The sequence below is a fragment of the Formosimonas limnophila genome (genome assembly GCF_014652675.1).
Taxonomy (GTDB): domain Bacteria; phylum Pseudomonadota; class Gammaproteobacteria; order Burkholderiales; family Burkholderiaceae; genus Hydromonas; species Hydromonas limnophila.
In genome coordinates this window covers 141,266-165,560 of record NZ_BMZG01000007.1, presented here as the reverse complement: position 1 = coordinate 165,560, position 24,295 = coordinate 141,266, and the positions used below count along the sequence as shown (strand labels likewise).

Here is a 24,295-nt window from a genome sequence, read left to right as displayed (position 1 = left end):
GCATCATCAATCACCTCGGCAGCACGAAAACGGCCTTGCGATATGCCAAAACATTAAAAACCACAAATTATAAATGGTTATTCGCTTTTATCCTAAAAAAAGCGTGCTAAGGCTCAATTGCCGATTCAATTCTTTCGTGATAAACTGCGCTCCATGAAATCACTCCTCATTTCCTTCCCGTCGAACAGCCGCGTGGTGACACGTTGGCAACGTTTGCGTTGGCGTTTGGGGTCTTGGCGATTGCCAATGTCTGCTTGAACGCTCACGCCGCTTTTTCGTTTGAAAAGCGGTTTTTGTTTATCTGTGACCCGAAGGAATTTTTTATGTTGACCAAAGATCAATTTATTGCATTGGCCGCTCAAGGCTACAACCACGTGCCGTTGTCACTTGAGACATTTGCCGATTTAGACACGCCATTGTCGATTTACCTCAAACTAGCAAACCAAAAATACAGCTATTTACTCGAATCTGTCGTCGGTGGCGAAAAATCTGGTCGCTACTCCATCATCGGCCTACCCTGCCGAACACGCATCGAAAAGAAAAATCATGTGGTACGTGAATGGTTAGACGACACGTGTATCGCCGAGCACGCCGATGCGGATTTATTTGAATTCACGCGCGCGTTTTTAAAACGCTATCAAGTACCCAAACTCGATGGCCATGCGCGATACAGTGGTGGCTTGGTGGGTTTTTTTGGCTACGACACAGTTCGCGAAATCGAAAAGCGTTTGACCAACACGTGCCCACCCGACGACACAGACATCGCCGATTTGCACTTGTTGCTGTCTGAGGAGTTAGCCGTCGTGGACAATGTATTGGGCAAAGTGTACTTAACCGTATACGCAAACCCACAAGAACCGAACGCCTACGAAAACGCCCGCGAACGTCTCGCAAAAATGTTGTCTGACCTGCGTCAACCAGCTCACATCCCAGCGAGTCCAGCAGTAATCAACCATGAGGCACACTCCGATTTTGGCGAAGAGTCTTTCAAAAAAGGTGTCCTGACCTGTAAAGAATACATCAATGCAGGTGACTGCATGCAAGTGGTGCTCTCTCAACGCACACAGCGTCGTTTTGAAGCTGAACCACTGAATTTATACCGCGCGTTGCGCGCATTGAACCCATCGCCCTATATGTATTTTATGAATTACGACGATGTACACATTGTCGGTGCGTCACCTGAGATTTTGGTCAAACTCGACGAAGAAGGCATCGCCACCGTCCGACCGATTGCTGGTACCCGCCCTCGTGGCGCCAACCTCGCTGAAGACGAGCGCCTATCAGCAGACTTACTTGCTGATGCAAAAGAGTGTGCGGAACATTTGATGCTAATTGATTTAGGCCGCAACGACATCGGCCGCATCGCCCAAACGGGCACAGTGGAAGTCACAGACCAAATGGTAATTGAGAAATACTCACACGTTCTTCACATGGTCTCAAACGTGCAAGGCAAAATCATCGACGGTATGGACGCGATTGATGTACTCAAAGCGACATTCCCCGCAGGCACGCTGTCAGGCGCACCGAAGGTTCGCGCCATGGAAATTCTCGACGAACTTGAGCCCACCAAACGCTGCATTTACGGTGGTGCAGTCGGCCACATGGGGTTTTTCAACGACATGGATTTAGCGATAGCCATTCGTACTGCTGTGATTAAAAACGATGTGCTGTATGTACAAGCAGGCGCAGGCATTGTTGCCGATTCGGATGTGAACGCCGAATGGAATGAAACCCGTGCAAAAATGCGCGCAGTCTTGTCCGCCGCTGATTTGGCTTGCGCTGGATTAGACACCACTTTGTCAAACATATAAGGAGCGCACCATGAACCAGCCGCATGTATTTATGATTGATAACTACGACTCATTCACTTACAACCTTGTTCAATATTTTGGCGAACTGGGCGCAAAAGTCACCGTCAAGCGCAACGATGAAATCACCGTTCATGACATTGAATCAGCGCAACCCACACACCTGTGCCTCTCACCTGGCCCTTGCACCCCAACTGAAGCAGGCATTTGCTTAGAAGCCCTCGATTACTTCAAAGGTAAACTGCCCATCCTCGGCGTCTGCCTCGGCCACCAAGCCATCGGCCAAGCATTCGGCGGCCACATCGTGCGCGCCGCGCGCCCGATGCACGGCAAAGTTAATGAACTACAACACAACGGCACTGGTGTTTTTACAGGATTGCCCTCGCCGTTTAACGTCACGCGCTACCACTCGCTTATCATCGAACGCGCCAGTTTACCTGATGATTTAGAAGTTACTTCGTGGACAGACGGCAGCGAGCACACAAGCGAGATTATGGGCGTGCGCCACAAAACACTCGACATCGAGGGAGTACAGTTTCACCCTGAATCGATTTTGAGCGAACATGGGCATGCTTTGTTGAAAAACTTTTTGCAACGTGCTTGAATAAGGAAAATCTCATGGAAAACCATATCACTATAGCACCAGATAAGTGTACAAGCATGTTAGACATACGTTCACAAATAGACCACATTGACCAACAGGTCGTTTGTTTACTCGGCCAACGCTATCTATATGTACAAGCAGCATCCGCATTTAAAACCTCCGAGACAGCCGTGCGTGCACCAGAGCGTTTTGCCACCATGCTAACGCAACGTCGTACTTGGGCGACAGAAAATGGATTAAACCCCGAAGTCATTGAAAAACTATTCACTGATTTAGTTAATCACTTCATCGACGAAGAAATGAAAAAGTGGCAAGCGGAGCAAAAACCGCGCATCAACTAATCAGCCACAATTATTGCAACGTTCACCCGAGACTTTGAAAAGCACTTATGTTCAACACCAGCCAAACCATCACCCAGCTCATCAACCGCGAAAACCTCTCTACCGAAACCATGAGCGAGTTCATGACCGCACTGATGGCGGGCGAGTTATCAGCGCCAGCGGCAGCGGCGATACTCGCCACGCTACGTGCAAAAGGTGAGACTTTAGACGAAATTACCGCCGCTGCGCGTGTCATGCGTGCGTTTTCTTTGCGCGTGAATGTCGATAACAACAATAATTTCGTAGACATTGTCGGTACAGGTGGTGACGGAGCGAGTACGTTTAATATATCAACCACTTGCCTATTTGTCGTCGCAGCCGCAGGGGCTAAGGTCGCCAAACACGGCAACCGCAGCGTTTCGTCTAAATCAGGGTCTGCCGATGCCCTCGAAGCCCTCGGCGCGAATCTCATGCTCTCGCCCGATGAAGTCGCGCAAACCATCGCCGCGACGGGCATGGGGTTTATGTTCGCGCCGAACCATCACCCTGCGATGAAACACGTTGCACCGATTCGCCGTGAGCTCGGTGTTCGTACAGTTTTTAATATTTTGGGTCCTTTAACCAACCCTGCGAACGCAGCACACACACTCATGGGGGTTTTTTCAAAGGAATTGACGACCACTATGGCACGTGTCATGCAGGCACTCGGCGCGAACCACGTACTGGTGGTTCACTCTGAGGATGGCATGGATGAGGTTTCATTGGCTGCACCCACTCACGTTTGTGAGCTGAAAAATGGTGCATTAAGTGAATACACCCTCACGCCAGAGCAATTTGATTTAATGCGCGCACCGATAGATTCGCTTCGCGTGAACAATCCTGAGGAGTCAAAGATTATGATGCTTTCTGCGCTCAATGATGAAGCAAATGCAGCACGCGACATTGTTTTGCTCAACTCAGGCGTTGCGTTGTACACGGCAGGTGTCACAGACTCCATTGGGCACGGTATCGAGCTCGCTCGTCAAACAATAAACTCTGGTGCGGCACGTTCGAAAGTAGAAGACTTCGTTCAATACACTCAGCGATTTAAAAAGATATAATTCAGCCCCAAACCACGATCGCCTCCCAAAAGGAGATTGTTTAACCAAAACTTTGAGCGACGTACATGCCAACTTTTACATTGGCATCAGTTTTTTGTATTTTTTAGAACGATTTATGAACGACATCCTTAAAAAAATCATCGCCACAAAACACGATGAGCTTAAGTTAGCCCGCACCAATTGCACCGATAAGGCCATGCACATGGCCGCGCTCGACGCAGTCAAAAACAATCCTGCACGAAACTTCGCTGCAGCGATTCAAACCCGCGTGGCCAATCAGCAGCCCGCTGTCATCGCCGAAATCAAAAAGGCCTCCCCGAGCAAAGGCGTGTTTCGTGAAGCATTTCTCCCTGCCGCCATTGCCCGAGAATACGAAGCCGCCGGTGCAGCGTGTCTATCCGTATTGACAGATGAGCAGTATTTTCAAGGTCATTTTGAATACTTAAAAGCCGCTCGTGCCGCCTGCTCGTTACCCGTCTTGCGCAAGGATTTCATTGTTGACACTTACCAAATCGACGAAGCGCGCGTATGGGGGGCAGATGCGATTTTACTCATCGCTGCTGCACTAACACTCGATGAGATGAAACAGTTTGAACAGCACGCTTTTGATTTGGGCATGTCCGTGCTTGTCGAAGTGCACAATGAAACCGAACTGCATCAAGCACTACAACTTCAAACACCGCTGTTGGGCATCAACAACCGAAATTTGCGCACGTTTGAAGTCACATTGCAAACAACGCTTGAGCTCTTGGCTCAAATTCCTTCGAACAAAATCGTTGTCACAGAATCAGGTATTCTCAATCGAGAGGATGTTGCTTTAATGACGAGCCACGCGGTTTATGGATTTCTTGTCGGTGAGGCATTCATGAAAGCGCCTCATGCGGGCGATGCACTCACACAATTATTCTTTTAATAATCATTAATCATTGGAAACGAAACAAACTTCTGTTTTGCGATGCCTTGATTTCAAAAACCGATGAAAAGGTACTCAACCGCATGGAATTGGAAATCGCTCTCACACTTCCCGATGATTTAACCGTTGAAGCGGTTCATGACTGGTTACAAAATCAACCACATCTTCGCTACGTGCGCACTACAGCACTGACAAACATCTACTTTGATACTGAAACGCAAGACCTGAAAAAACAAAAAGCTGCACTGCGCCTAAGGTTTGATGATGACAAAAATCAATGGCTGCAAACCCTCAAGACAGCAGGCAAAACAGACGATGGCATATCCATACGGCACGAGTGGGAAAACCCGCTCACAGATGCCAATATCAATTTAACCGCGTTTGAACCAGCAGCGCAAAACTATCTAGCCGCTTACATCAACAGACTCACACCCGTGTTTGAAACCAACTTTGAGCGCAGAATTTACCACTACGAGCACAATGGCGAGATACATGAATACGCAATTGACCACGGTGCAGTTTGGCGAACCAATCAGGAGCGAAACGTTGGTATTTATGAGTTAGAAATTGAACTCAAACAAGGCAGCGCAGAGCACCTTCGCTTACTTGCCTCGCAAGCTCAAATACAGTTAAATGCCCACCCACAAACCAAGAGTAAAGCAGCACGCGGCTATGAGCTACTTGATGAGGCGCACAACCGCTCTAACTTGGATTAGTCAACGACACAAGGCGGTTCGCTGAAAGAACAGGACAGATAAATCCTCTCAGGCGCGGGTTCAGCGACCATGCAATTCTCGATACCTTCACACGGATTGAAAGGTATTTCAGATATTTATCTGAGGCATTCTTCATCAATAGCAACACAAGTACTCGAAGCCATCTCTATATCCGCAACCACAAGCTGCATGCTTAAAAAAGCACTTGCAACACACATCACTAATACTTTTGAAGAGCTCATGATAGTTCCCTTGTGGTTAAATATAAAATTGCGAATCATTTTATGTCAGGTTCATGATGAGATGCTCGGCGGTGGTCACGGTCTGCTGCAAGACAACCCCAAAGCCACCGCCAAAATCATCATCCAGTTCATTCAAAACCATCACCGCCAACGATAGTGACCCACCATTTTGTAAGCGAACGACACATCTTCTTCTTGAGTCCCTAATCCGATATTGTGAATAATCAACGGTACACCATCACGCGTTTTTTTATCCGACGCAATACCAATGTGCGGCAAATTTTTATCCCCCACACGCCAAGTCACCCAATCCCCCGCCTGAAAATCCCTTGCCCGCGTTGATAACGGCAAACTAAAACCTCTGCGCGTCATGAACACCTCTAAGTTCAACACCCGCCGATGGTCAATATTGGCATCGGCTCGCTTTAAACCCCAGCGCGTCGGATACCGAGAAAAATTTTGCTTCATATCCTCATGAACCAATTTTTGCAAATCCAAACCTTGACCTCGCATCGCTCGAATCACCACATCGGTGCAAACCCCTTTAAACTGAGCCACATCACCGTTTGGATAAGGGATAGCAGTATATTCGGGATCGTAACGCACCGTGACACCGATTTGAGCACGTGCATTCTGAACTAATTGTATGGGACTAAAACCACCCTCTGGTATTTTTGCCTGAGCGGTCTGAATCACACTCGGTGCGAAACCCAACTTCAGCTCTAACCACGGCGCGTAATACCACCCTGCGGTTAGCAGCCCAAAAACCACTGTACTCACAGTGAATTGACGTAACCATTTCATAACATCTCCCATTAAAGCACTTCGCAGCGCATCCTACATTGACTCTGTGCGTCCAGTGTGAAGAGACAAGCACAAGCGCACAAGTCATGCATAAACCTGTACAATATGTCGCGCTTTATCACTCAACCTCATTCATTAAAGGCTTCCATGCAAATCAAAGAAAACAGTGTCGTTCACATCCACTACACCCTGACCAATGATGCAGGCGACATCCTCGACAGCTCTTCTGGTAAAGAGCCGCTCATGTACATGCATGGTCACCACAATCTCATCTCAGGTCTTGAAGATCAACTCACAGGCAAATCAGCAGGAGATAAATTCAATGCCGACGTTGAAGCCGAAGACGCTTATGGCCTGCACCATGAAGAAGCGATTCAACACATCCCTTTGGCACAATTGGCCAACATCCCCGACCTGCAAGTCGGCATGATGCTCCAAGCCTCAACTGACCAAGGTCCAGTCTCTGTCCGCATCACTGACATCACCAATGAACACGCTGTGTTAGATGGCAATCACCCCCTCGCAGGTGAACGTCTTCACTTCGCGGTCGAAGTCGTCAGCGTGCGCGACGCAACGCCAAGCGAGCTGGCTCATGGCCATGCGCACGGTGGTGATGGTCACCATCATTGATAATGGTTAAAAACAAAAATCCTCTGACACATTCAGAGGATTTTTTAAGTGATTTTCATTGAATCAGAATGTCATTTCAAAAAATATCGCATAAACAGCAGGAATAGAACCGATGAGAAACCCATAGCGATAAATAGACCGAATACGATGTGGATGTTGAAATAGCCATTTGACGGGTGCACGGATCGCAAATAAGAGGTTGGATTGACTCATCACAACAAGAAGACAGTGGCCAAACCCAAGAAAATCAAAAAGCCCATGGTGTCAGTCGCAAAGGTTAATAGCACACTCGAACCAACCGCTGGGTCTTTGCCATATTTTTCCCGCATAATCGGCACCAACATACCCATGGCTGCTCCCACAAGAATGTTAATCACCATCGCCGCCATCATCACCGCAGCCAATGCAACATCGTTCGAGATAACATAGGCAAAAATGGCTGCGATGAACCCACCACCCAAGCCAATCAATGACGTCACGGTGAATTCTTTTTTAATCAAATCTTGGATATTAGAAGGTGTGATTTGCCCCAATGCCAAGGCTCGAATAATCAGCGTCATCGTCTGATTACCAGAATTCCCACCAATACCAGCAACAATAGACATCAAGAATGCCAAGACCACAATTTGCTCTACCGTATGACCAAAACGTGAAGCAACATAGGAAGCAAAGCCCGCCGTGAATAAATTCACCAATAGCCACGGTGCGCGATTGCGCACGGCACTTGAGACCGTTGAGAAGATATCTTGTTCTTCTTTCAAACCGACCTGCGCGAGCACTTCTGACTCACCTTGTTCACGAATCGCATCAACCACTTCGTCAATCGTTAAGCGCCCCACCAGCCGATTTTGCGAATCCACCACGGGCGCACTGACCAAGTCATATCGCTCAAACGCCTGAGCCGCATCATCCATATCATCCAACGGTGATAGTTGCAGCACATCATGACGCATCACATCTGACACTGTTACATCTGGCTGATTGATCAGAATACGCTCTAAACTCAGACTTCCCAGCAGCACTCCCGCATCATCAACCACAAAAATTTGGTCAGTCTGCTCAGGCAACTCTTCCATGGAACGCAATTGACGTAATACCATTTCCAGCGTCATATTGCCACGCGTGGTCACCATCTCGAAGTCCATCGCCGAACCAACCGAGTCATCCGGATAGCTCATCGCCGCTCGCAGCTGCGCCTGCTCCTCGACAGGCAAGCTCTCAGCCACCTCCTCAACCACCTCGCGTGGTAAATCGTCAGCTAACTCAGCAATTTCATCGGTATCCAACGACTCAGTCGCCGAAACCAACTCCTGACGGCTCATGTCAGCAATCAGTGTTTCACGCACAGAGTCAGACACTTCAAGCAAAATCTCGCCATCCCGTGAAGGATTGACCAATCGCCAGACCTGCAAACGCTCATCAAGCGGCAAGCCTTCCAAAACGTGGGCAATATCCGCAGAATGTAAACCATCTAAGACCCAACGCAATTCAATCTCAGGATTCATGACCCGTGAGACAAACAAACCACCGCCCTCAACCTTTTGCTCGTCTTGCTGGTTGTCCTTCCAATCCAACAGCGTCTGCACAAGGTCAAGCGCTACGGAGGCGCGCTCGGTTTCGAGGTGCTTTTTGACATCGTTGTTTTTGTGCAAATCGTTGTTAAACTCTTCCATCAGTCACTCTTTTCAAATCAATTAACGCTGTTTCAAGCGTTTAAATTTCATCAGCATTTTTAAGATATAAAGAAAATAAACACTTTTTTCTCAAATAGAGGCATATCAGCTACCCATTCTTTTTTTGACCAGTTACCGTTACCAACACCACGCCAAACAAAGCACAGACAAAGGCAAACGTATGCCACACCGTCCAAGTTTCACCAAACAGATAAATCCCTAATGCAGCAGCCGTCAAAGGCAAAGCCACCGTCATCACACCTGCTCGACTCGCAGGAATGCTCTTTAAACCACGAAACCAAAGCCATGGCGCAATCTGACTCGCAGACACCGCATAAAAGACCAGAAGTGCCCACGCACCGAATGACACGCTGCCCCAGTCGACTTGTGTGGACTGATAAAGCCCCAACGGTGTGGTCAAAATCAAACCGGTCGTGTTCATCGACACCGCAATCTGTTTGGGTGAGAAGCCATCCGTCAAGTATTTCGCACCAATCACATACAAAGCCTCACACAGCAAAGCCCCAACCATCAGCGAATTACCCAACAATGAGCTACCCACACTGTCTTTCTGCACACTCAAAGCCGCCACACCCACGATGGCCAACAACAAAGCCAGTCCAATCGGCACGGTCAATCGCTCACGCAAAATCACCACCGACAGTACCGCAATGGTCGCGGGCAACAAACTCATGATGATGCCCGCAGCCGCCACCGATGTGTGAGCTACGCCAAACAGCATAAACATCGTGAACAAAAAATTACCAAAAAACGACATACCGAACAGCACCAACGCATCAAGCCTCGACACTGAGCGCCACCGCCCGCGCCACTCCAATAACCAAGGCACCATGAAAATGGCCGCAATGATGAACCGCACCCAAGCGAGTGCAAACGGTGGAAACGACGGCAACAACTGCTTGGACAACGCCACATACGAGCCAACCAAACTCATGGACAACATGAGCAAAAAATAGCCCTGTCCAAAGCTTCGTACAGAATTCAAGATATCAAACCTAAAGTACAACCAAAGGGGTCAATGACAATCGCCGTGGTTTCATCCAGATCGGTCACATAAGGTCCACGCTGTCGTTGCGCACCACGCTCAATCAGCGCATCCATAACAGCCGATACATCATCAACCCGCCAATACACCGTCGTGCCGCCAACACCGCCTGAGCTCTTGGCGTCAATAGGATGAAAGCCAACCGTCACGCTCGCAGTTTTAATATACGCATACTTAGGGTTTTCGTATTGCACTGTCGCAGAAAAAATATCTGCATACCAATGCGCCGCAGCATCAATATCAGCGACAAAAAAAACCACTGAGTCAATATTTTTCAGCACTTAAACCCCCTCACCATCAGGAATCTGTGCCGCGCGCATACGCTTCAAAATCACATTCGCTCGTTTGGCCAAATAAGGACTTTTTCGATTGGCGTCATATTTCTTTGGCGCAGGTAGCATCACTGCGAGTTTCGCTGCTTGTTGTGCGGTGAGTTTTGCAGCTGTGGTTTTAAAGTAATGCTGCGCAGCTGCTTCTGCACCAAAAACACCTTCGCCCCACTCCACAGAGTTGAGATAAATCTCCAAAATCTGCTCTTTGGGCAACATGACCTCCATCGCATAAGTCATGCCAATTTCCTCTGCCTTACGAAGATAGCTTTTATTCGATGACAAAAATAAATTTTTGGTCAACTGCATCGAGATGGTTGAACCGCCCGCGACTGCCTTGCCTGCTTTATCGTTTTTCTTACGCGCCACCTCGATGGCATTCCAATCGACACCGTCATGTTCGACAAAACCCGCGTCTTCCGAGGCAATCACTGCGCGCTTGAGGTTATCCGATATTTCGCTGTAATCGACCCAGTCGTGTTCAATGCCCAGGCGACCTTTCTCAGTCAAAAGCCGCATCTGCTCGGACTTCATAAACGCCGTGTACGGCGCAAGCCCTAAGCGATACAAACCCACCCAAGCAAAGCACCACAACTGGAACACGACCAAAATCGCCAACAGCGACAGCACAAAAGGTTTAATCCAGTTTCGCCACATCTCATTGCCCCTTTGTCGCAATCAGCGCACGCGTATCGGGTTTGACACCATGCCAAATTTCAAAGCTTTTTGCCGCTTGCTCGACCAACATGCCCCAACCGTCGGCTGTCCGAGCACCCTGACTTATCGCCCAATCCAAAAATGCGGTTTGTTTACCATACACCATATCGTAAGCCAATGCATTGGGTGCAAAGCGAACGCCCACAGGCGGTTCAAAGCCACCTAACAAGCCTGTAGAAGTCGCATTTATCACCACATCATAACCTTCTGATGGATGAAATTGATCAACATGCCAATCTGATACAGCAACTTCAAACAAATGGTTGAGTCTTTCGCCATCCAAATTTCTGCCTTGCATTGTGACATTCACAGGGTCATCGCCAGTGAAAATGATGCTTGTTGAAAAGTGAAACGGTAATGGATTGGTGGCAGCCATGGCGAGCATATACTCAATTAAACCAATTGCTTTAGTTTTTGTGCGATTAATTAAGGTTAATCTCTTTAACTGTTCTGCGCATAATAGAGCCAAAACACCCTGAACCGCACCACCTGCCCCCATCACCAAAACATTCTTACCCAACAAAGTACAATTTAAATTTTGAGTGATGTCGCGAATCAAACCAATACCATCGGTGTTGTAAACACTAACAGTGCCATCTTCCTCAAACTTCAAAGTATTCACCGCTTGGGCTTCTCTCGCCTCGGGTGAGTAATAGCCAATAATGTCTAATAAATAAGCCTCTCTTTTAAAAGGCAATGTCAGGTTGGCACCTACGTATCCTTGTTCGCGTAGTTTATCCACACAAGCTGCAAATCCATTCAAATCCCCCAAAACAGGCTCATAAGTCAGCTCAATGCCGCAGTCTTTGGCAAACTGTGCATGAATCATCGGTGAACGACTGTGGGCAATCGGGTTACCGATCACGGCAAATTTCTTAGCAGACATAAGCATCTCATCGAAAACGACATAAAGCCGCATTGTAGCGCACGAGTGTGGTCATCAGGCAAAGATAATGTTATAATCGCACCGCTTCATCGAGGGGCGCTGCGACGTGATTGTTTCCCAAAAGAAACTTTAATCCGCTAGGCTCGGTGACAGCAGACATGACATCAGTCATTTCAACGGCGCTCACTTCTAATCTCGAACATTAGGCGTGAGCGTCGTTTTTTATTGTCAAACATCAACGATGCCACGGCTTCCATTGATTTTTTAAATAGGAAACCCAACATGGCACATATCACCAAAGACGCCCACATCGCTGACCTATCATTGGCCGACTGGGGTCGTAAAGAGCTTAACATCGCCGAAACCGAAATGCCTGGTTTAATGGCACTACGCCGCGAATTCGGCGAATCAAAACCATTGGCTGGCGCACGCATTGCTGGTTCACTGCACATGACGATTCAGACAGGCGTGTTGATCGAAACACTTCAAGCCCTCGGCGCACAAGTGCGCTGGGCGTCGTGCAATATTTTCTCTACCCAAGACAACGCCGCCGCCGCCATCGCTGCAGCAGGCACTCCTGTCTTTGCTTTCAAGGGCGAGTCATTAGAAGACTACTGGCAATTTACCCATAAAATTTTCGAGTGGGATGGCGGCCCGGAGCAACAAGCCAATATGATTTTGGACGACGGTGGCGATGCGACCATGCTCTTGCTTGTCGGCTCACGCGCTGAAAAAGATTTGTCTGTACTGGACAACCCCACCTCAGAAGAAGAAACCATTTTTTACGCGTCGATTCATGAAAAACTCAAAACAGACCCAACATGGTACTCAACCCGACTCGCACAGATCAAAGGCGTGACCGAAGAAACCACCACGGGTGTGAAACGTTTGTATCAATTACAAGAACAAGGTCGTTTGCCCTTCCCCGCAATCAACGTCAATGACTCTGTGACCAAATCAAAATTTGATAATCTGTACGGCTGCCGCGAATCATTGGTTGATGGCATCAAACGTGCTACTGACGTGATGATTGCAGGCAAAGTCGCTCTCGTTTGCGGATATGGTGATGTGGGCAAAGGCTCTGCCCAGTCTCTGCGCGGTTTAGGCGCAACAGTGATGGTCACAGAAATTGACCCAATCTGCGCATTACAAGCGGCAATGGAAGGCTACCGTGTGGTTCGACTCGAAGACGTAGTGGGTGATGTGGATATTTTCGTGACGACGACAGGCAACTTCAACATCATCACACATGACCACATGCGTGCAATGCGTGACCAGGCGATTGTTTGCAACATCGGCCACTTTGACAATGAAATCGACGTGGCGTCACTCAAGCAGTACGAATGGGACAACATCAAGCCACAAGTTGACCATGTCATTTTCCCTGATGGCAAACGCATTATCTTACTCGCCGAAGGTCGCCTGATTAACTTGGGCTGTGCGACGGGTCATCCATCATTCGTAATGAGCAACTCATTCACGAATCAGACTTTGGCGCAGATTGAAATCTTCCAAAACGGTGCACAATACAAAAACGAAGTGTATGTTTTACCCAAACATTTGGACGAAAAAGTCGCGCGCCTGCACTTGGAACGCATTGGTGCTAAATTAACCGTATTGACCAACGAGCAAGCTGCCTATATCAGCGTGGACAAAAACGGCCCTTACAAACCCGACCACTATCGTTATTAATTCATTATTAATCGATTGAAAAAGCCCTTCCTACCGTCTCTAATAAGGGGGGGGCTTGGTTATTGACCAAAGCGGTGATATTTACCAAAAAGGAGCACAAAATGATTCAATGGCTGATTTTATGGGCAATCAACACCACTGCCTTGATGGCGCTACCGTTTTTCTTTGACAACATCCACATGCAAGGCTGGTCCTCGGCCTTAATCGCCGCCGCCATTCTCGGTTTACTCAACACTTTCATCAAACCGATTGTGCAAATCCTCACGTTGCCCCTACAAATCATCACACTCGGGTTGTTCACTTGGGTGATTAACGCGCTATTTATGCTGTTCGTGGGCAACATCATTGATGGTTTTGTCATCGATGGCTTTTGGACTGCGATGTTGGCCTCTGTGGTATACAGCTTGATTAGTTGGGCTAGCGCCACGATTTTACTACCCTCGAAAGACGAATAATATGCCCCGCATTGATCACGTGCTCGTGATACAAAACCTCGCAGAATCACGCAGCCACGCACAACGCATCATTGCCGACAACCGTGTGCGAATGCATCAAGGCAACGATTGGCGCATCATCACCAAGCCTGCTTATGATGTCACCGAAGATGCACTGCTTGAAGTGATTGCTTCAGATACTGACAAATTCGTGTCTCGCGCAGGCATCAAGCTCGCAGGTGCGCTCACTCATACCCAACTGTCTGTATCAGGATTGACTTGCTTGGATTTGGGCATCAGCACAGGTGGTTTCACTGACTGTTTGTTGCAAAATGGCGCAACACATGTCGTCGGCGTCGATACAGGCTCAGGTCAGCTACACAAACGTCTGCTTGATGAGCCTCGGCTCAGTTTGTTTGAAAACATCAATGCCCGATATTTAGACGAGGTCAGTTTGTCCGACGCTTGGCGCGAGATTTATCCCGATGCAAGCGCCATCAGCCATGACTTTGATTTGGTGGTTGCTGATTTGTCATTCATCTCATTGACAAAGGTTTTGCCGATTTTCGCCCCCCTTGAAGACAGCAAACCACTATTGAAAAATGGTGCACATTTACTCGCTTTGGTCAAACCGCAGTTTGAGCTGTCTGCCCAAGCGCTGAGTAAGGCTGGCATTGTCAAAAACGAAGATGACTACGTCATCGTTCAAGCCAATATTTTACAATCGTGTCTTGATAACTCGTTCACTGTACTTGATTACTTCACCAGCCCAATCACCGGCGGTGATGGCAACAAAGAATTTTTTGTTTTTGCTCAGTATCAAATTTAACTCATTTAATTTTTCTTATCGCCATTCCCCCCATTCGGAATGCCCCAAAACCAGAAAGCACACCATGAGCCTCAACATCCCTGTCAGCTTTGAATTTTTCCCACCCAAAACGCCTGAAGGTGAGGAAAAACTCATGAATACTGTCAAAGCACTGTCAGCTTACAAACCAGAGTTTTTCTCCTGTACTTACGGTGCGGGTGGCTCGACACAAAACGGCACATTCACCACCATCGCCAACATTCGAGCGCAAGGCTTTGATGCAGCACCACACCTATCGTGTGTCGGTGCGACGCACGACTATATCTTAGAAGTGCTCAATGATTTAAAAACTCAGGGAGTTCGTCGTATTGTCGCGCTGCGTGGCGATTTGCCCTCTGGCATGGGTGGCATGGGCGAGTTTCATTACGCATCTGAACTGGTGGCGTTTATTCGTGAAAGAACAGGCGATCATTTTCACATCGAGGTTGCAGCTTACCCCGAATACCACCCACAATCGCGCAGTCCAGTGGACGACATGAAACACTTTGTCCAGAAGATGAATGCGGGTGCAAACTCAGCCATCACCCAGTATTTTTACAATGCCGACGCCTATGCGCGCTTTGTCGATGATGCGCGCAAAGCGGGGGTCACCGCCCCAATCGTCCCAGGGATTATGCCAATTACCAACTACAGCCAGCTCGCGCGTTTCTCTGACGTATGTGGCGCAGAGCTGCCGCGCTGGATTCGCCTCAAGCTGGCAAGCTTTGGGGATGACAAAGCCGCAATCACATTATTTGGCCAAGAAGTGGTGGCTCAATTATGCGAACGACTAATTGAGCTGGGAGCGCCTGCCCTGCATTTTTACACACTCAACCAGTCTAAACCCTCTGTAGATGTGCTGAGCGCATTAAACTGACACTTGTTGACGCATCAAATGCGTTGTTTGTGATTAAATGCCTCATTACTGTCTTTATTTTTTAGAAATAATCATGAAACGATTTTTAAGCAACCTTCTGTGCAGCGCCACTTTTTTTGAGTACCGCCGTATTTGCGCAGACCGTACCTGCCACAAACAAAAGCCAACAAACCGAGACTTACATCGCCCAGCAAACAGGTCCTATTTTTGAAAGTACAGTACCGAGCGCACCAGCTGGTTGGAAAAACATCATTTTGCAGTTGGTTAAGAAAGACAACGGTTTCCTCCTGTTCACCACTGTTTTAATGAGTGACAACAGCGTGCGTCAATTCGCCACATGCGATATTAATGCCGTCGCACAGAACATCTACAACCTCAACACCGTTCTACCCGCTGAGCAACAAAACTGGAAAGTGCTCATGTTATAAATCTCTCCCAACCGCGCCGTCATGTTCAGTGCACTCACACAAGAAGATGTGGTGCGTATCAACAGCGGTAAACTCAACAAGTAATCTGAACCAAACAAACCCATTTTTTGGCAGGCGGAATAGTTTATTATTATTCTTTCGCGCCTCACAAAGGAATCATCATGAAAAAAACATTTAAAAGCCTCATCATCTGCGGCGTATTGGCCAGCAGTAGTCTAATGGCACAACAAGTCGAACAAAATGCACCCAACAGCAGTTTAAAGGTAGATGCCACAACAAAAGTGAAAGCCATCAGCACCGACATCGTTAAATGCGCCAGTGCCAAAGCCCCCAAAGGCACCGAAAAGGTACAAGTTGAGTTATATCCACTTCCAGACAACAAAGGACAGGTTCTCACACTGGCCATTGATAAAAACGACCAACCAACGCCGATTGCGCCTTGTGATATCAAGCAACTTGCCACCAGCATGTCGGGATTATTCCCTTACCTCAAACCCGAAGAAGGCAAACAATACGCAGGTTATTTGTTCGTCTCAACCTTAGATGCCGAAAACATTGTTGCTCGCCTGATTACCGCAGAAGAGTACCAAAAAGCCATCGCCGCCGCGCCAAAGAAATAACCCCACACATCAGGCAGCCAAAAGCTGCTTTTTTATATGAAAAAAGCCAAGACACTTCCATTAGACAAAATCATCCAAGGCCAAGGCTTCGGCACACGTGCTTATTGCCGTGCCCTTATCGAGGCTGGTGTCGTGACCGTACAAGGTCAATGGTGTGATGATCCTGATAAATCATTTGCCCTTGAGGAATTAAACTTCACCATTAATGACGAGCCACATCTGTATCGCGAGCATGTCTACATTCTGCTCAACAAGCCAGCAGGCTTTGAATGCTCTCAAAAACCCAAGCACCACAAAAGTGTCCTATCGCTCCTACCCGCTTATCTGCGTGAACGCAGCAATCAAAGCGTACAACCCGTTGGTCGCCTCGATGTGGATACCACAGGTTTACTTTTGTTGTCCGACGATGGTCAATTCATCCACAAAAATACGTCACCCAAAAAGCAAGTAGACAAAACCTACCACGCCACCTGCAAACACCCCATCACCGACGAGTTTCTCAATCAACTCAAAAATGGCGTTCTTTTGCATGATGAAAATGAAACCATCAAAGCCAACGCCGCACGTGCGCTCGATGAGTACACATTAGAACTGGTAATCTCCGAAGGAAAATACCATCAAGTCAAACGCATGATTGCCGCCGCCAGCAACCGTTGTGAGGCATTGTGCCGTATCGCTGTCGGTGAAATTGAACTCCCTAAACACCTAGCGTTAGGCCAATGGGTATTTTTAGAAAAGTAAACACGGGAAAAATGCAAATGTACGCTTTTTGCCAAATTTTTCTAAAAACAGACTTATTCCGTGCTTCCATAGGCATGAGATTATGAACATTATCAATCGAACTTAAAATCTATTTAATTGGTATTTAAAAAACAGATTCTCGCGCGCAGAGTCCATTAATCCAGTACAATCACGACAGTAAATTTCAAATATATAATCAATAGATTAAAAAGGATTGATGATCCATGTTTAATTTTAAAGCAACGGCTGGAATATTTTTATGCTGTGCTTGCGTCTGCTTGTCCAGCTGTTCACACTTATCTGAAGAGTATCATCGCCCTGAATTAGATCTGCCTTCTGTTCCTGAAGGGGTTGCTGAGAACATTTCTTCCCAAGCATGGTGGGAGTCATTTGGCGATTCCGAGCTAAACACTTGGATTGAAGAAGCCTTAGAACACAACTGGGATATCGTTAAAGCACAGGCGCGTATCGAAGAAGCTAATGCTGGGATGGCGAGCGTCAAATCATTACAAACTCCTAGAATTGATGCTGTTGGAAACATATCCTCTTCACGCTACAAAATAGGCACCAACACGGCTATTGACGAATTAGATAGAATCACACGCACAGCTTCCTTTGGACTAGCACTGAACTGGGAAATTGATTTATGGGGTCGAATTAAACAACTCAATGCAGGCGCGAAGGCACGCTGGGAAGCATCACAACTGATGAAAGATGCCACGGCATTATCGTTATCAGGCTTAGTGGCTGATTCTTATTTTCAGTGGAGAACGTTGCAAGACAAATTAAGCATCACTCGCGATGGTATTACCCAGTTACAGGCACTAACTGATTTAGAATATCGCCGATGGAAAGCAGGCCTAGGCACCGAACTAAAATACAGTCAAAGTTTAGCCGAGCTAAATGCCGTCGAATCCCAGTTGCCTTTACTCATTGAAGCAACTAATCGAGCCGAACTTACACTGAAGGTACTGGCAGGTCAATCGCCACGCAATTTAACCAAGTCTTCAGCAATGAATTCAGCAATGAAGACAGCCAAAATCAAGATACCAGCTACGCCAGTGCTCCTAGACACGCAGTTGCTGCTTCGTCGACCGGATGTTGCGTCTGCTGAGTCCAACTTAAAAGCAGCTTACGCAGATGTAAACGTATCCCGCTTAGAAAGGTACCCTCGAATCAACTTATCTGCTCTAGCTGGTCTATTGGCTTCAAGTAGCGCAGCGATCAGCGGTGTTCCAATTTGGCTAGATTCGGGATTAGGTGCTGCCGCCCCTATTTTTGACTCAGGTCTAAACGCCTCAAAAATAGATGCTAGTGTTGCTCGACGTGATTATGCTAGCGCACAGTATCAGCAAACAGTGTTGCAAGCATATCGCGAATTGCATGAAGCTCTTTTGGCTCAAAAAAGTAGTGACCAATATGTTAAATTAACCGAAGTAGAGCTCGCGTCACGTCAAAAAGCATTAAGACTCACAGAAAAGAGCCATCAAGCAGGTAGAACAGCACTGTATGAAGTACTTTCAGAACGGCTGAAAGTACTTCATACCAAGTTAGCACTTAGCGATGCCAAACAAGCTCAGTTGGTATCACGGAGTCGTTTTTTTAAAGCAATTGGAGGAAATTTATAAATGCTTTTTCACGTCTATAAAGAAGAAAAACCAGAGGGGTTTTTCCTAAATGAACCGCAAGGACTCTACAAATACCTTCTTGATGCAGACTGGATAATGTACTTGCTATTACCATTGCTTTTATTGATCATTATTATTCTACTGATGTACTTGTGGCGTCTACATGAGCTCCCTCAACATAGAGCACAACAAAAAAAGTTAGCACAGGCTGAACTGGTAAGCGCATTAACCATACTGGGGCTATTCCAGCATTGGGTTTGGGCTGTTGCGTTATTTATAGCTTATACCAATTGGGAAAATGTCGAAAACCTCTTTGTCAGGATTTTACGTAGAGCCCATACAGATCAGCCAATCGAATCGATCGAAAGGACCGAGCCCCCAACAGAGACTACCGAAGAAATAGAACAGACTCAAAACAAATCAGACTCAGAAACTAATCGCTCTGATGAAACTCAAACCTCTGCAACCAACAACAATAGCAATCACAAAACCGAAAAAACAAACCATCAAGAAGGTGAAACAGCATGAAAATAGTATTGGTTCCATATTTTTTGATTTGTTGGCTTTTATTAAAATTCGGTATTGTCAAGCGTTCTTTAGGCAACTATGTTGCAATGGGACTCGGCGCGGTTTTTTTGCTGTTTATGCTGTTTACACTCACACGGTATTACGCCATTCTTGATTTAACTGGTTCTTCAACAGTTAAAGCGCCACACATTGTGCTCAACTCCCCTGCTGGCGGCGAAATCGAGAAAATTTTTGTGACCCATAATCAAAGAGTTAAATCGGGAGATCCTATCTATAGTTTTAAAACCGACAGGTATCAAATCGCTCTAACGGCAAAACAAGCAGAACTTTCTCGACTAAAAGCTCAGTTAGATAAATTGAAAAATGATTTAAATCGACTAGCTGCTTTGCGTGACGACGTAGTATCTCAAGCTGAGTTTGATAACAAGCAAATTGAGGTGGTTAATCAAAAAGAATTGGTCATTAAAGCAGCTCAGGATATTGCTGATTTACAGTGGAAAATTGACCATGCACTGGTCACTGCACCTACAAATGGTCAAGTAAACGTCATATTTGCATCAGAAGGGCAATACTTTGGTGAGCAAAGACCATCAGCTATTTTAATGTTTACTGATAAAAAATTTATTGAAATGAGAATCCCTGATCAAGCATATGCACAGATCAAACCAAACGCCTTTGCGGAATTTTATGTCGATGCGTATCCCGGTAAGATTTTCAGAGCCAGAGTACAAAGTATAACTGAGTCGACTGGCGAAGCTCAAGGTTCGTTGTTACCTACACCCCAAAGTGTGACTCAGCACGTCATGAAAAACAGTAACGACATTGGCCGAACTGTAATTTTAGAGTTTGATGAGCCACTAGGGATTCATATTCCACTTGGCGCAACAGGACAAGCGTGGATAGCGGCTGAAAAACCTGCTCACATCTTAGGCTTTTTGGATGTGATTGCAGGGATGCTGTTACGTTTCGGAGCAGCTGAAGCCTATTTGAAAGGATTTTAAATTTTGCTCAATCGCTTAACGAATTAAAATAACAGAAAATGTCGGCCATCCCTCGAGTATAAAACCCGAGGGATGTCAAAAAAAGAAATCACTACTGACTAGACAAAAATGTTTTTCGGATGTTCTCAGGTACACTCACAGGGCGTTTGGTGCTGATGCTCACACAGACCATCAGAATCTTTGCTCGCGAAACCAGCTCGCCATTTTTCAAAATAGTTTGTTCAAGAACAATAGATGAGCGGCCAAGTGTATCGACCTGTGCTGTGACAACGATTTCGTCGTCGAGTGTGAGTGGTGAGAGCCATTCGATGTCGGCTTGGCGAATCACAAACCCGACGTCCTGCGCCATCAATGCGCCGTGGTGTAGGTTCGCTGCACGCAGCCACTCAGTGCGCGCACGTTCAAAATACTTGATGTAATTCGCGTGATAGACGATGCCCATCGCATCGGTGTCTTCAAAATACAGTTTAATCGGGAGTTGGTACACAGGGTTGCTCATAAACGCCTTTCTGACAAAATGAATGTTCGTGCCCATGTATTTTGCCATAACTTTTGCGCTGTAATAAAACAATAAAAGATGGCGAACCAGTCGCCATCTTTTTATTTTGCGTTACACCACGAAATCCATGGACTGCATGGTGTTTTCTTTTAAGTCACATTCAGCGCGCAACGCTTTGATAAAACTCGCTTCATCAACGATTGGGCTTAATCGACTGCGGCGCAGGACCGCTGCGAAGTCACCTAGTGTCAACACACACAACCCCGCCACCACAGACTCAAACTCAGCCAACGCCGTACGCCCCAAAACCTGCGCCAAACCATCGCAGCAACCAACGCACCGTCGTCGAGCTGACTGTTTGGGTAAAAATTTCTGTGTTCATTTTGTCTTTAGGACGAACCATCCACAACACAGCAGCCTGAATAAATCATGTAGCAAGCCGCTCGGTTGTGGGCAGTCCATCCTTCCTTAAGTATTTTTTCAGCGCCCGTTGTTGTGTCTTACGCTCCGTTTTTCGGCTGGCTCGATGGCTGCCCGCTTGTCTTAGTTTGGCCACTGCAACCAGCGGATTCCTTGGTGCACGCGGCGTTATCGGTATGGTTAGGCGCATCGACGCCTTTTTCTTCGCACTCATGATGGCGCTCCTATAGGGTTTTTGTCATCTCGTCACTCGGATGGCTCGCGCACGCGGTTCTACCTTGTCTATATATTTGCAGTGTGGCGGGGGCGATGCATCGCAAGCGATGAGGCGTCAATAGGGTTAAACGATTTGTCACCGTCGTCATGTCCGTAAAGCAAATGCTCTGACAAAACACCATGGTCAAAACCATGTGGGTGACACTAAAAATTTTGAGATACCGTGTCCCGACGAGACAGCTGGTAAAGATAAAGTTAATCAATCAACGAATCTGATTGGGTACAACGCTTGTTTTTATGTGGTCGCTGTTCTTGGGTGATTCGTCACGCTTTTATAATTGTTTGACTCACGTTCGCATTCGTAAGATGGGCGAATTGTAGTGCTATTTTTTAAAACCTTGCAACCAAAAATGATATTTTCATCAAAACACCGTCTAAAAAATCACTTTTATGTTGTATTTACCACAAAACTTGGGTTAAGCATCACCACAATGAATCAATCTCACCCAAATCCATATTCGCCCGCAGCCAGCCTTGCTTCACCCCAACCAGTGTATCCGCGCCAAATCGACGCACCATCGGCAATTGATTGCCCGAATTCATCAATCGATCGCGCAGCCAAGGCGCCGCAGTTCGATAAGATTGAAACAGCGGCGTGAGCCAGCGGCTCGCCCACTGGTAATAGCGCAGATGATGCTTGCGTGCCGTGCTGTACTGGGACAGTGCATCTGGGACACTGGGTTGACTCATCAGCTGCCGAACCAGCTCATACGCATCCATCAGCCCCATATTCGCACCCTGTTCGAGCTGCGGACTCATCGCATGTGCCGCATCGCCAATCAGCACCACACGATTATCGTGCCAATGTGGCATGACAACATCAGCATAACGCGCCGCCGCGAGCTGCTCCGCATCCACCAACGGCTTTAGAAACTCATCCAACTGCGGCTAAATCGCCAACACATTTCGCTTAAATTCATCAATCGACGGTTTCATAGACAACGCTTCAAGAGGCACGCTCCAAAACAAACTGCTCATCGCCTGCCCACCAAATAAACCCATCGGCAAAACCCGTCATCTTGCGCGCCGCTTCATAGCGTTGTAACAACACGTCCTGTGGTAGGCTGGCCACCGACGGCAAAATCGCATAAAACGCGCCCCACGGATACGGCTTTGCACTGTATGGAATGTTCAGTTGACCGCGCAATTTAGAATTCACCCCCTCAGCCAGCACCACCACATCGCACTTAGAAAAATTATCCTCGCCATCAAACAGCACTGTGCCCAGCTCACTTTGCTCAACCCTCACCACCGTCACACCCGTGCGTACCGTCACATTCGGCAACCCTCGCAAACGCCGCCGCAGCGCATCAAACAACGCCCCACGGTGAATCCCCAAGCCGTATGAGCCTTCACGCCAAAACCGATATTGACTGTCCAGCACCACGCGTCCACTCGGCGTATGTCCGAGCAGCTGCACGATTCGCGCCCCCTCCAGCTCCGCCTCAATGCCCTCATCAATCGCCCTCAACACCGCCAAACCAGTTGGTTGCAACAAAATCCCAGCCCCGACAGCACGAGGCTCAGGTACTTGCTCAAACAGCGTCACACGCGCCCCCAGCCGTCCGAGCATCAGCGCAGCCACAGCCCCCGCAATACCGCCGCCCACCACAGCAACCGACAAATCACTCAATTTACTCTGGGACATGAATCGTTTCCTTCACGTGTTTCAAATTCACAATAATCGTAAACGTCATCACCACCAGCATCGCCCACGAACTCCATTTACCAATATGCACCGTTGCCCACGCGCCCATCTGATTTGGGTACTGCCACACACCAAGAAACGTCCCGATATTCTCAGCCAACCAAATAAAAAATCCTGTCAAAATAAACCCCAGCAACAGCGGCATCCAACGATCACGGTCAAGCGGCCGAAACACCACGCGTGTGCGTGAGTACAAGCCCAAAACAAACGCCCCAATATACCAGCGATAATCCCCAATGAAGTGATGTGTGAAAAAATTCGCATAAATCATCAAAGCCGCCAACGTCGCCAACCAATACGACGGATGGTGACGAATCCGCATATCAAATAACCGCCACGCCTGAATGATGTAGCTACCCACCGCAGCATACATAAAGCCCGAAAACAGTGGCACACCAAATAATTTCGTATAGCCCTCCAAAGGATAACTCCACGAGCCAATGCTGCCCGAGACCTTAAATGCCTCTAAAGCGAACCCCACCAAATGAAACACCGTGATGGCTTTCAGCTCATCCCACGTTTCTAACTTTGCCCAAACCATCCATGCCTGAATGCTCACTGCGATGATCAACAACACATCATATTTAGGAACACCCAACACGCCAGTTCGCGGCACAAACATCATCGACAAGAAAAACAACCCCGCAAACAAACATGCTCGCGCGTTTTTTAACCCGAAAAACCAGAATTCTTTGAAAAAACGAGAAAAACCTGATAACTCAGTCTCAGGGGCACGATGTATCAACCATACGTCAAATTGGGAGAGTTTCATTAAGAACATTCACAAA

30 protein-coding genes and 1 riboswitch are annotated in these 24,295 nt (G+C 47.4%); of the genes, 18 read left to right on the top strand and 12 right to left on the bottom strand.

All coding sequences use genetic code 11. From position 1 onward, the window contains the following. Positions 1 to 326 precede the first annotated feature (326 nt). The 7 genes from trpE (at position 327) to IE082_RS08050 (ending at position 5,860) form a co-directional block, all read left to right on the top strand. Positions 327 to 1,811: an anthranilate synthase component I gene (trpE, locus tag IE082_RS08080; protein ID WP_229809781.1), complete on the top strand. Its 1,485-nt coding sequence runs from the start codon at positions 327 to 329 to the stop codon at positions 1,809 to 1,811. Between the two features lie 10 nt (positions 1,812 to 1,821). Continuing rightward, positions 1,822 to 2,412 (top strand): anthranilate synthase component II, encoded by a 591-nt coding sequence (locus tag IE082_RS08075; protein ID WP_229809776.1) that lies wholly within the window; start codon positions 1,822 to 1,824, stop codon positions 2,410 to 2,412. Between the two features lie 14 nt (positions 2,413 to 2,426). Next, on the top strand, positions 2,427 to 2,753 hold the full coding sequence (locus IE082_RS08070) for an isochorismate lyase (protein ID WP_189493403.1): 327 nt from the start codon (positions 2,427 to 2,429) through the stop codon (positions 2,751 to 2,753). A 47-nt stretch (positions 2,754 to 2,800) separates the two neighbouring features. Continuing rightward, positions 2,801 to 3,832 (top strand): anthranilate phosphoribosyltransferase, encoded by a 1,032-nt coding sequence (gene trpD, locus IE082_RS08065; RefSeq protein ID WP_189493402.1) that lies wholly within the window; start codon positions 2,801 to 2,803, stop codon positions 3,830 to 3,832. 115 nt (positions 3,833 to 3,947) lie between these two features. Further along, positions 3,948 to 4,745, top strand: coding sequence for an indole-3-glycerol phosphate synthase TrpC (gene trpC, locus IE082_RS08060; RefSeq protein WP_189493401.1), 798 nt, complete (start codon positions 3,948 to 3,950; stop codon positions 4,743 to 4,745). Positions 4,746 to 4,792: 47 nt separating this feature from the next. Then, a complete protein-coding gene (locus IE082_RS08055; protein ID WP_189493400.1) occupies positions 4,793 to 5,461 on the top strand; it encodes a CYTH domain-containing protein in 669 nt (222 codons plus the stop codon). 69 nt (positions 5,462 to 5,530) lie between these two features. Continuing rightward, a complete protein-coding gene (locus tag IE082_RS08050) occupies positions 5,531 to 5,860 on the top strand; it encodes a hypothetical protein (RefSeq protein ID WP_189493399.1) in 330 nt (109 codons plus the stop codon). Here the strand turns inward: IE082_RS08050 and IE082_RS08045 are convergent. Then, positions 5,845 to 6,507 carry a DUF1287 domain-containing protein gene (locus IE082_RS08045; RefSeq protein ID WP_189493398.1) on the bottom strand — a complete coding sequence of 221 codons (663 nt, stop codon included), beginning with the start codon at positions 6,505 to 6,507 and terminating at the stop codon, positions 5,845 to 5,847. The genes IE082_RS08050 and IE082_RS08045 overlap by 16 nt on opposite strands. 147 nt (positions 6,508 to 6,654) lie before the next feature. On the opposite strand from IE082_RS08045, the gene IE082_RS08040 reads away from it, so the two are divergent. Beyond that, complete coding sequence (locus tag IE082_RS08040) at positions 6,655 to 7,137, top strand: FKBP-type peptidyl-prolyl cis-trans isomerase (RefSeq protein ID WP_189493397.1); 483 nt, start codon at positions 6,655 to 6,657, stop codon at positions 7,135 to 7,137. 212 nt (positions 7,138 to 7,349) lie between these two features. Here the strand turns inward: IE082_RS08040 and mgtE are convergent, their stop codons facing one another. From mgtE to IE082_RS08015, 5 genes are all read right to left on the bottom strand, one after another. Further along, positions 7,350 to 8,810 (bottom strand): magnesium transporter, encoded by a 1,461-nt coding sequence (gene mgtE, locus IE082_RS08035; RefSeq protein ID WP_189493396.1) that lies wholly within the window; start codon positions 8,808 to 8,810, stop codon positions 7,350 to 7,352. Between the two features lie 109 nt (positions 8,811 to 8,919). Next, positions 8,920 to 9,816 carry a DMT family transporter gene (locus IE082_RS08030; RefSeq protein ID WP_189493395.1) on the bottom strand — a complete coding sequence of 299 codons (897 nt, stop codon included), beginning with the start codon at positions 9,814 to 9,816 and terminating at the stop codon, positions 8,920 to 8,922. Continuing rightward, the gene (locus IE082_RS08025; protein ID WP_189493394.1) at positions 9,813 to 10,157 is read right to left on the bottom strand and encodes a VOC family protein; all 345 of its coding nucleotides are present in this window, start codon (positions 10,155 to 10,157) and stop codon (positions 9,813 to 9,815) included. The genes IE082_RS08030 and IE082_RS08025 overlap by 4 nt, the downstream gene beginning before the upstream one ends. Further along, positions 10,158 to 10,862: a monofunctional biosynthetic peptidoglycan transglycosylase gene (gene mtgA, locus IE082_RS08020; RefSeq protein WP_189493393.1), complete on the bottom strand. Its 705-nt coding sequence runs from the start codon at positions 10,860 to 10,862 to the stop codon at positions 10,158 to 10,160. It abuts the gene before it with no gap. A 1-nt stretch (position 10,863) separates the two neighbouring features. After that, the gene (locus tag IE082_RS08015) at positions 10,864 to 11,808 is read right to left on the bottom strand and encodes a shikimate dehydrogenase (RefSeq protein ID WP_189493392.1); all 945 of its coding nucleotides are present in this window, start codon (positions 11,806 to 11,808) and stop codon (positions 10,864 to 10,866) included. Positions 11,809 to 11,893: 85 nt separating this feature from the next. Continuing rightward, positions 11,894 to 12,000, top strand: a riboswitch (S-adenosyl-L-homocysteine riboswitch). Between the two features lie 90 nt (positions 12,001 to 12,090). On the opposite strand from IE082_RS08015, the gene ahcY reads away from it, so the two are divergent. The 10 genes from ahcY (at position 12,091) to IE082_RS07965 (ending at position 20,604) form a co-directional block, all read left to right on the top strand. Next, positions 12,091 to 13,500 (top strand): adenosylhomocysteinase, encoded by a 1,410-nt coding sequence (gene ahcY, locus IE082_RS08010; RefSeq protein WP_189493391.1) that lies wholly within the window; start codon positions 12,091 to 12,093, stop codon positions 13,498 to 13,500. A 101-nt stretch (positions 13,501 to 13,601) separates the two neighbouring features. Further along, entirely contained in the window at positions 13,602 to 13,955 is a 354-nt protein-coding gene (locus IE082_RS08005) for a phage holin family protein (protein WP_308429016.1), read from the top strand. A 1-nt stretch (position 13,956) separates the two neighbouring features. Then, a complete protein-coding gene (locus tag IE082_RS08000) occupies positions 13,957 to 14,763 on the top strand; it encodes a TlyA family RNA methyltransferase (protein ID WP_189493390.1) in 807 nt (268 codons plus the stop codon). A 64-nt stretch (positions 14,764 to 14,827) separates the two neighbouring features. Further along, positions 14,828 to 15,658 carry a methylenetetrahydrofolate reductase [NAD(P)H] gene (gene metF, locus IE082_RS07995; protein WP_189493389.1) on the top strand — a complete coding sequence of 277 codons (831 nt, stop codon included), beginning with the start codon at positions 14,828 to 14,830 and terminating at the stop codon, positions 15,656 to 15,658. A gap of 116 nt (positions 15,659 to 15,774) precedes the next feature. Then, positions 15,775 to 16,086, top strand: coding sequence for a hypothetical protein (locus IE082_RS07990; RefSeq protein WP_189493388.1), 312 nt, complete (start codon positions 15,775 to 15,777; stop codon positions 16,084 to 16,086). Positions 16,087 to 16,247: 161 nt separating this feature from the next. Beyond that, a complete protein-coding gene (locus IE082_RS07985; RefSeq protein WP_189493387.1) occupies positions 16,248 to 16,706 on the top strand; it encodes a hypothetical protein in 459 nt (152 codons plus the stop codon). 36 nt (positions 16,707 to 16,742) lie between these two features. Beyond that, on the top strand, positions 16,743 to 17,447 hold the full coding sequence (locus IE082_RS07980) for a pseudouridine synthase (protein WP_189493386.1): 705 nt from the start codon (positions 16,743 to 16,745) through the stop codon (positions 17,445 to 17,447). Positions 17,448 to 17,671: 224 nt separating this feature from the next. After that, entirely contained in the window at positions 17,672 to 19,075 is a 1,404-nt protein-coding gene (locus IE082_RS07975) for an efflux transporter outer membrane subunit (protein WP_189493385.1), read from the top strand. Further along, positions 19,076 to 19,603, top strand: coding sequence for a hypothetical protein (locus tag IE082_RS07970; protein WP_189493384.1), 528 nt, complete (start codon positions 19,076 to 19,078; stop codon positions 19,601 to 19,603). After that, positions 19,600 to 20,604, top strand: a complete 1,005-nt coding sequence (locus IE082_RS07965) for an HlyD family secretion protein (RefSeq protein WP_189493383.1) — start codon at positions 19,600 to 19,602, stop codon at positions 20,602 to 20,604. Before IE082_RS07970 ends, IE082_RS07965 begins: the two co-directional genes overlap by 4 nt. A gap of 91 nt (positions 20,605 to 20,695) precedes the next feature. Here the strand turns inward: IE082_RS07965 and ybgC are convergent, their stop codons facing one another. The 6 genes from ybgC to IE082_RS07935 form a co-directional block, all read right to left on the bottom strand. Continuing rightward, a complete protein-coding gene (ybgC, locus tag IE082_RS07960; RefSeq protein WP_189493382.1) occupies positions 20,696 to 21,139 on the bottom strand; it encodes a tol-pal system-associated acyl-CoA thioesterase in 444 nt (147 codons plus the stop codon). 75 nt (positions 21,140 to 21,214) lie between these two features. Further along, on the bottom strand, positions 21,215 to 21,409 hold the full coding sequence (locus IE082_RS07955; protein ID WP_189493381.1) for a hypothetical protein: 195 nt from the start codon (positions 21,407 to 21,409) through the stop codon (positions 21,215 to 21,217). Positions 21,410 to 21,530: 121 nt separating this feature from the next. Further along, positions 21,531 to 21,737 (bottom strand): hypothetical protein, encoded by a 207-nt coding sequence (locus tag IE082_RS07950; RefSeq protein WP_189493380.1) that lies wholly within the window; start codon positions 21,735 to 21,737, stop codon positions 21,531 to 21,533. A 485-nt stretch (positions 21,738 to 22,222) separates the two neighbouring features. Continuing rightward, positions 22,223 to 22,681 carry an FAD-dependent oxidoreductase gene (locus tag IE082_RS07945; protein ID WP_308429015.1) on the bottom strand — a complete coding sequence of 153 codons (459 nt, stop codon included), beginning with the start codon at positions 22,679 to 22,681 and terminating at the stop codon, positions 22,223 to 22,225. Positions 22,682 to 22,745: 64 nt separating this feature from the next. Then, complete coding sequence (locus tag IE082_RS07940; RefSeq protein ID WP_189493379.1) at positions 22,746 to 23,447, bottom strand: FAD-dependent oxidoreductase; 702 nt, start codon at positions 23,445 to 23,447, stop codon at positions 22,746 to 22,748. Beyond that, positions 23,434 to 24,279, bottom strand: coding sequence for a DUF817 domain-containing protein (locus IE082_RS07935; protein ID WP_189493378.1), 846 nt, complete (start codon positions 24,277 to 24,279; stop codon positions 23,434 to 23,436). Before IE082_RS07935 ends, IE082_RS07940 begins: the two co-directional genes overlap by 14 nt. Positions 24,280 to 24,295: the final 16 nt, after the last annotated feature.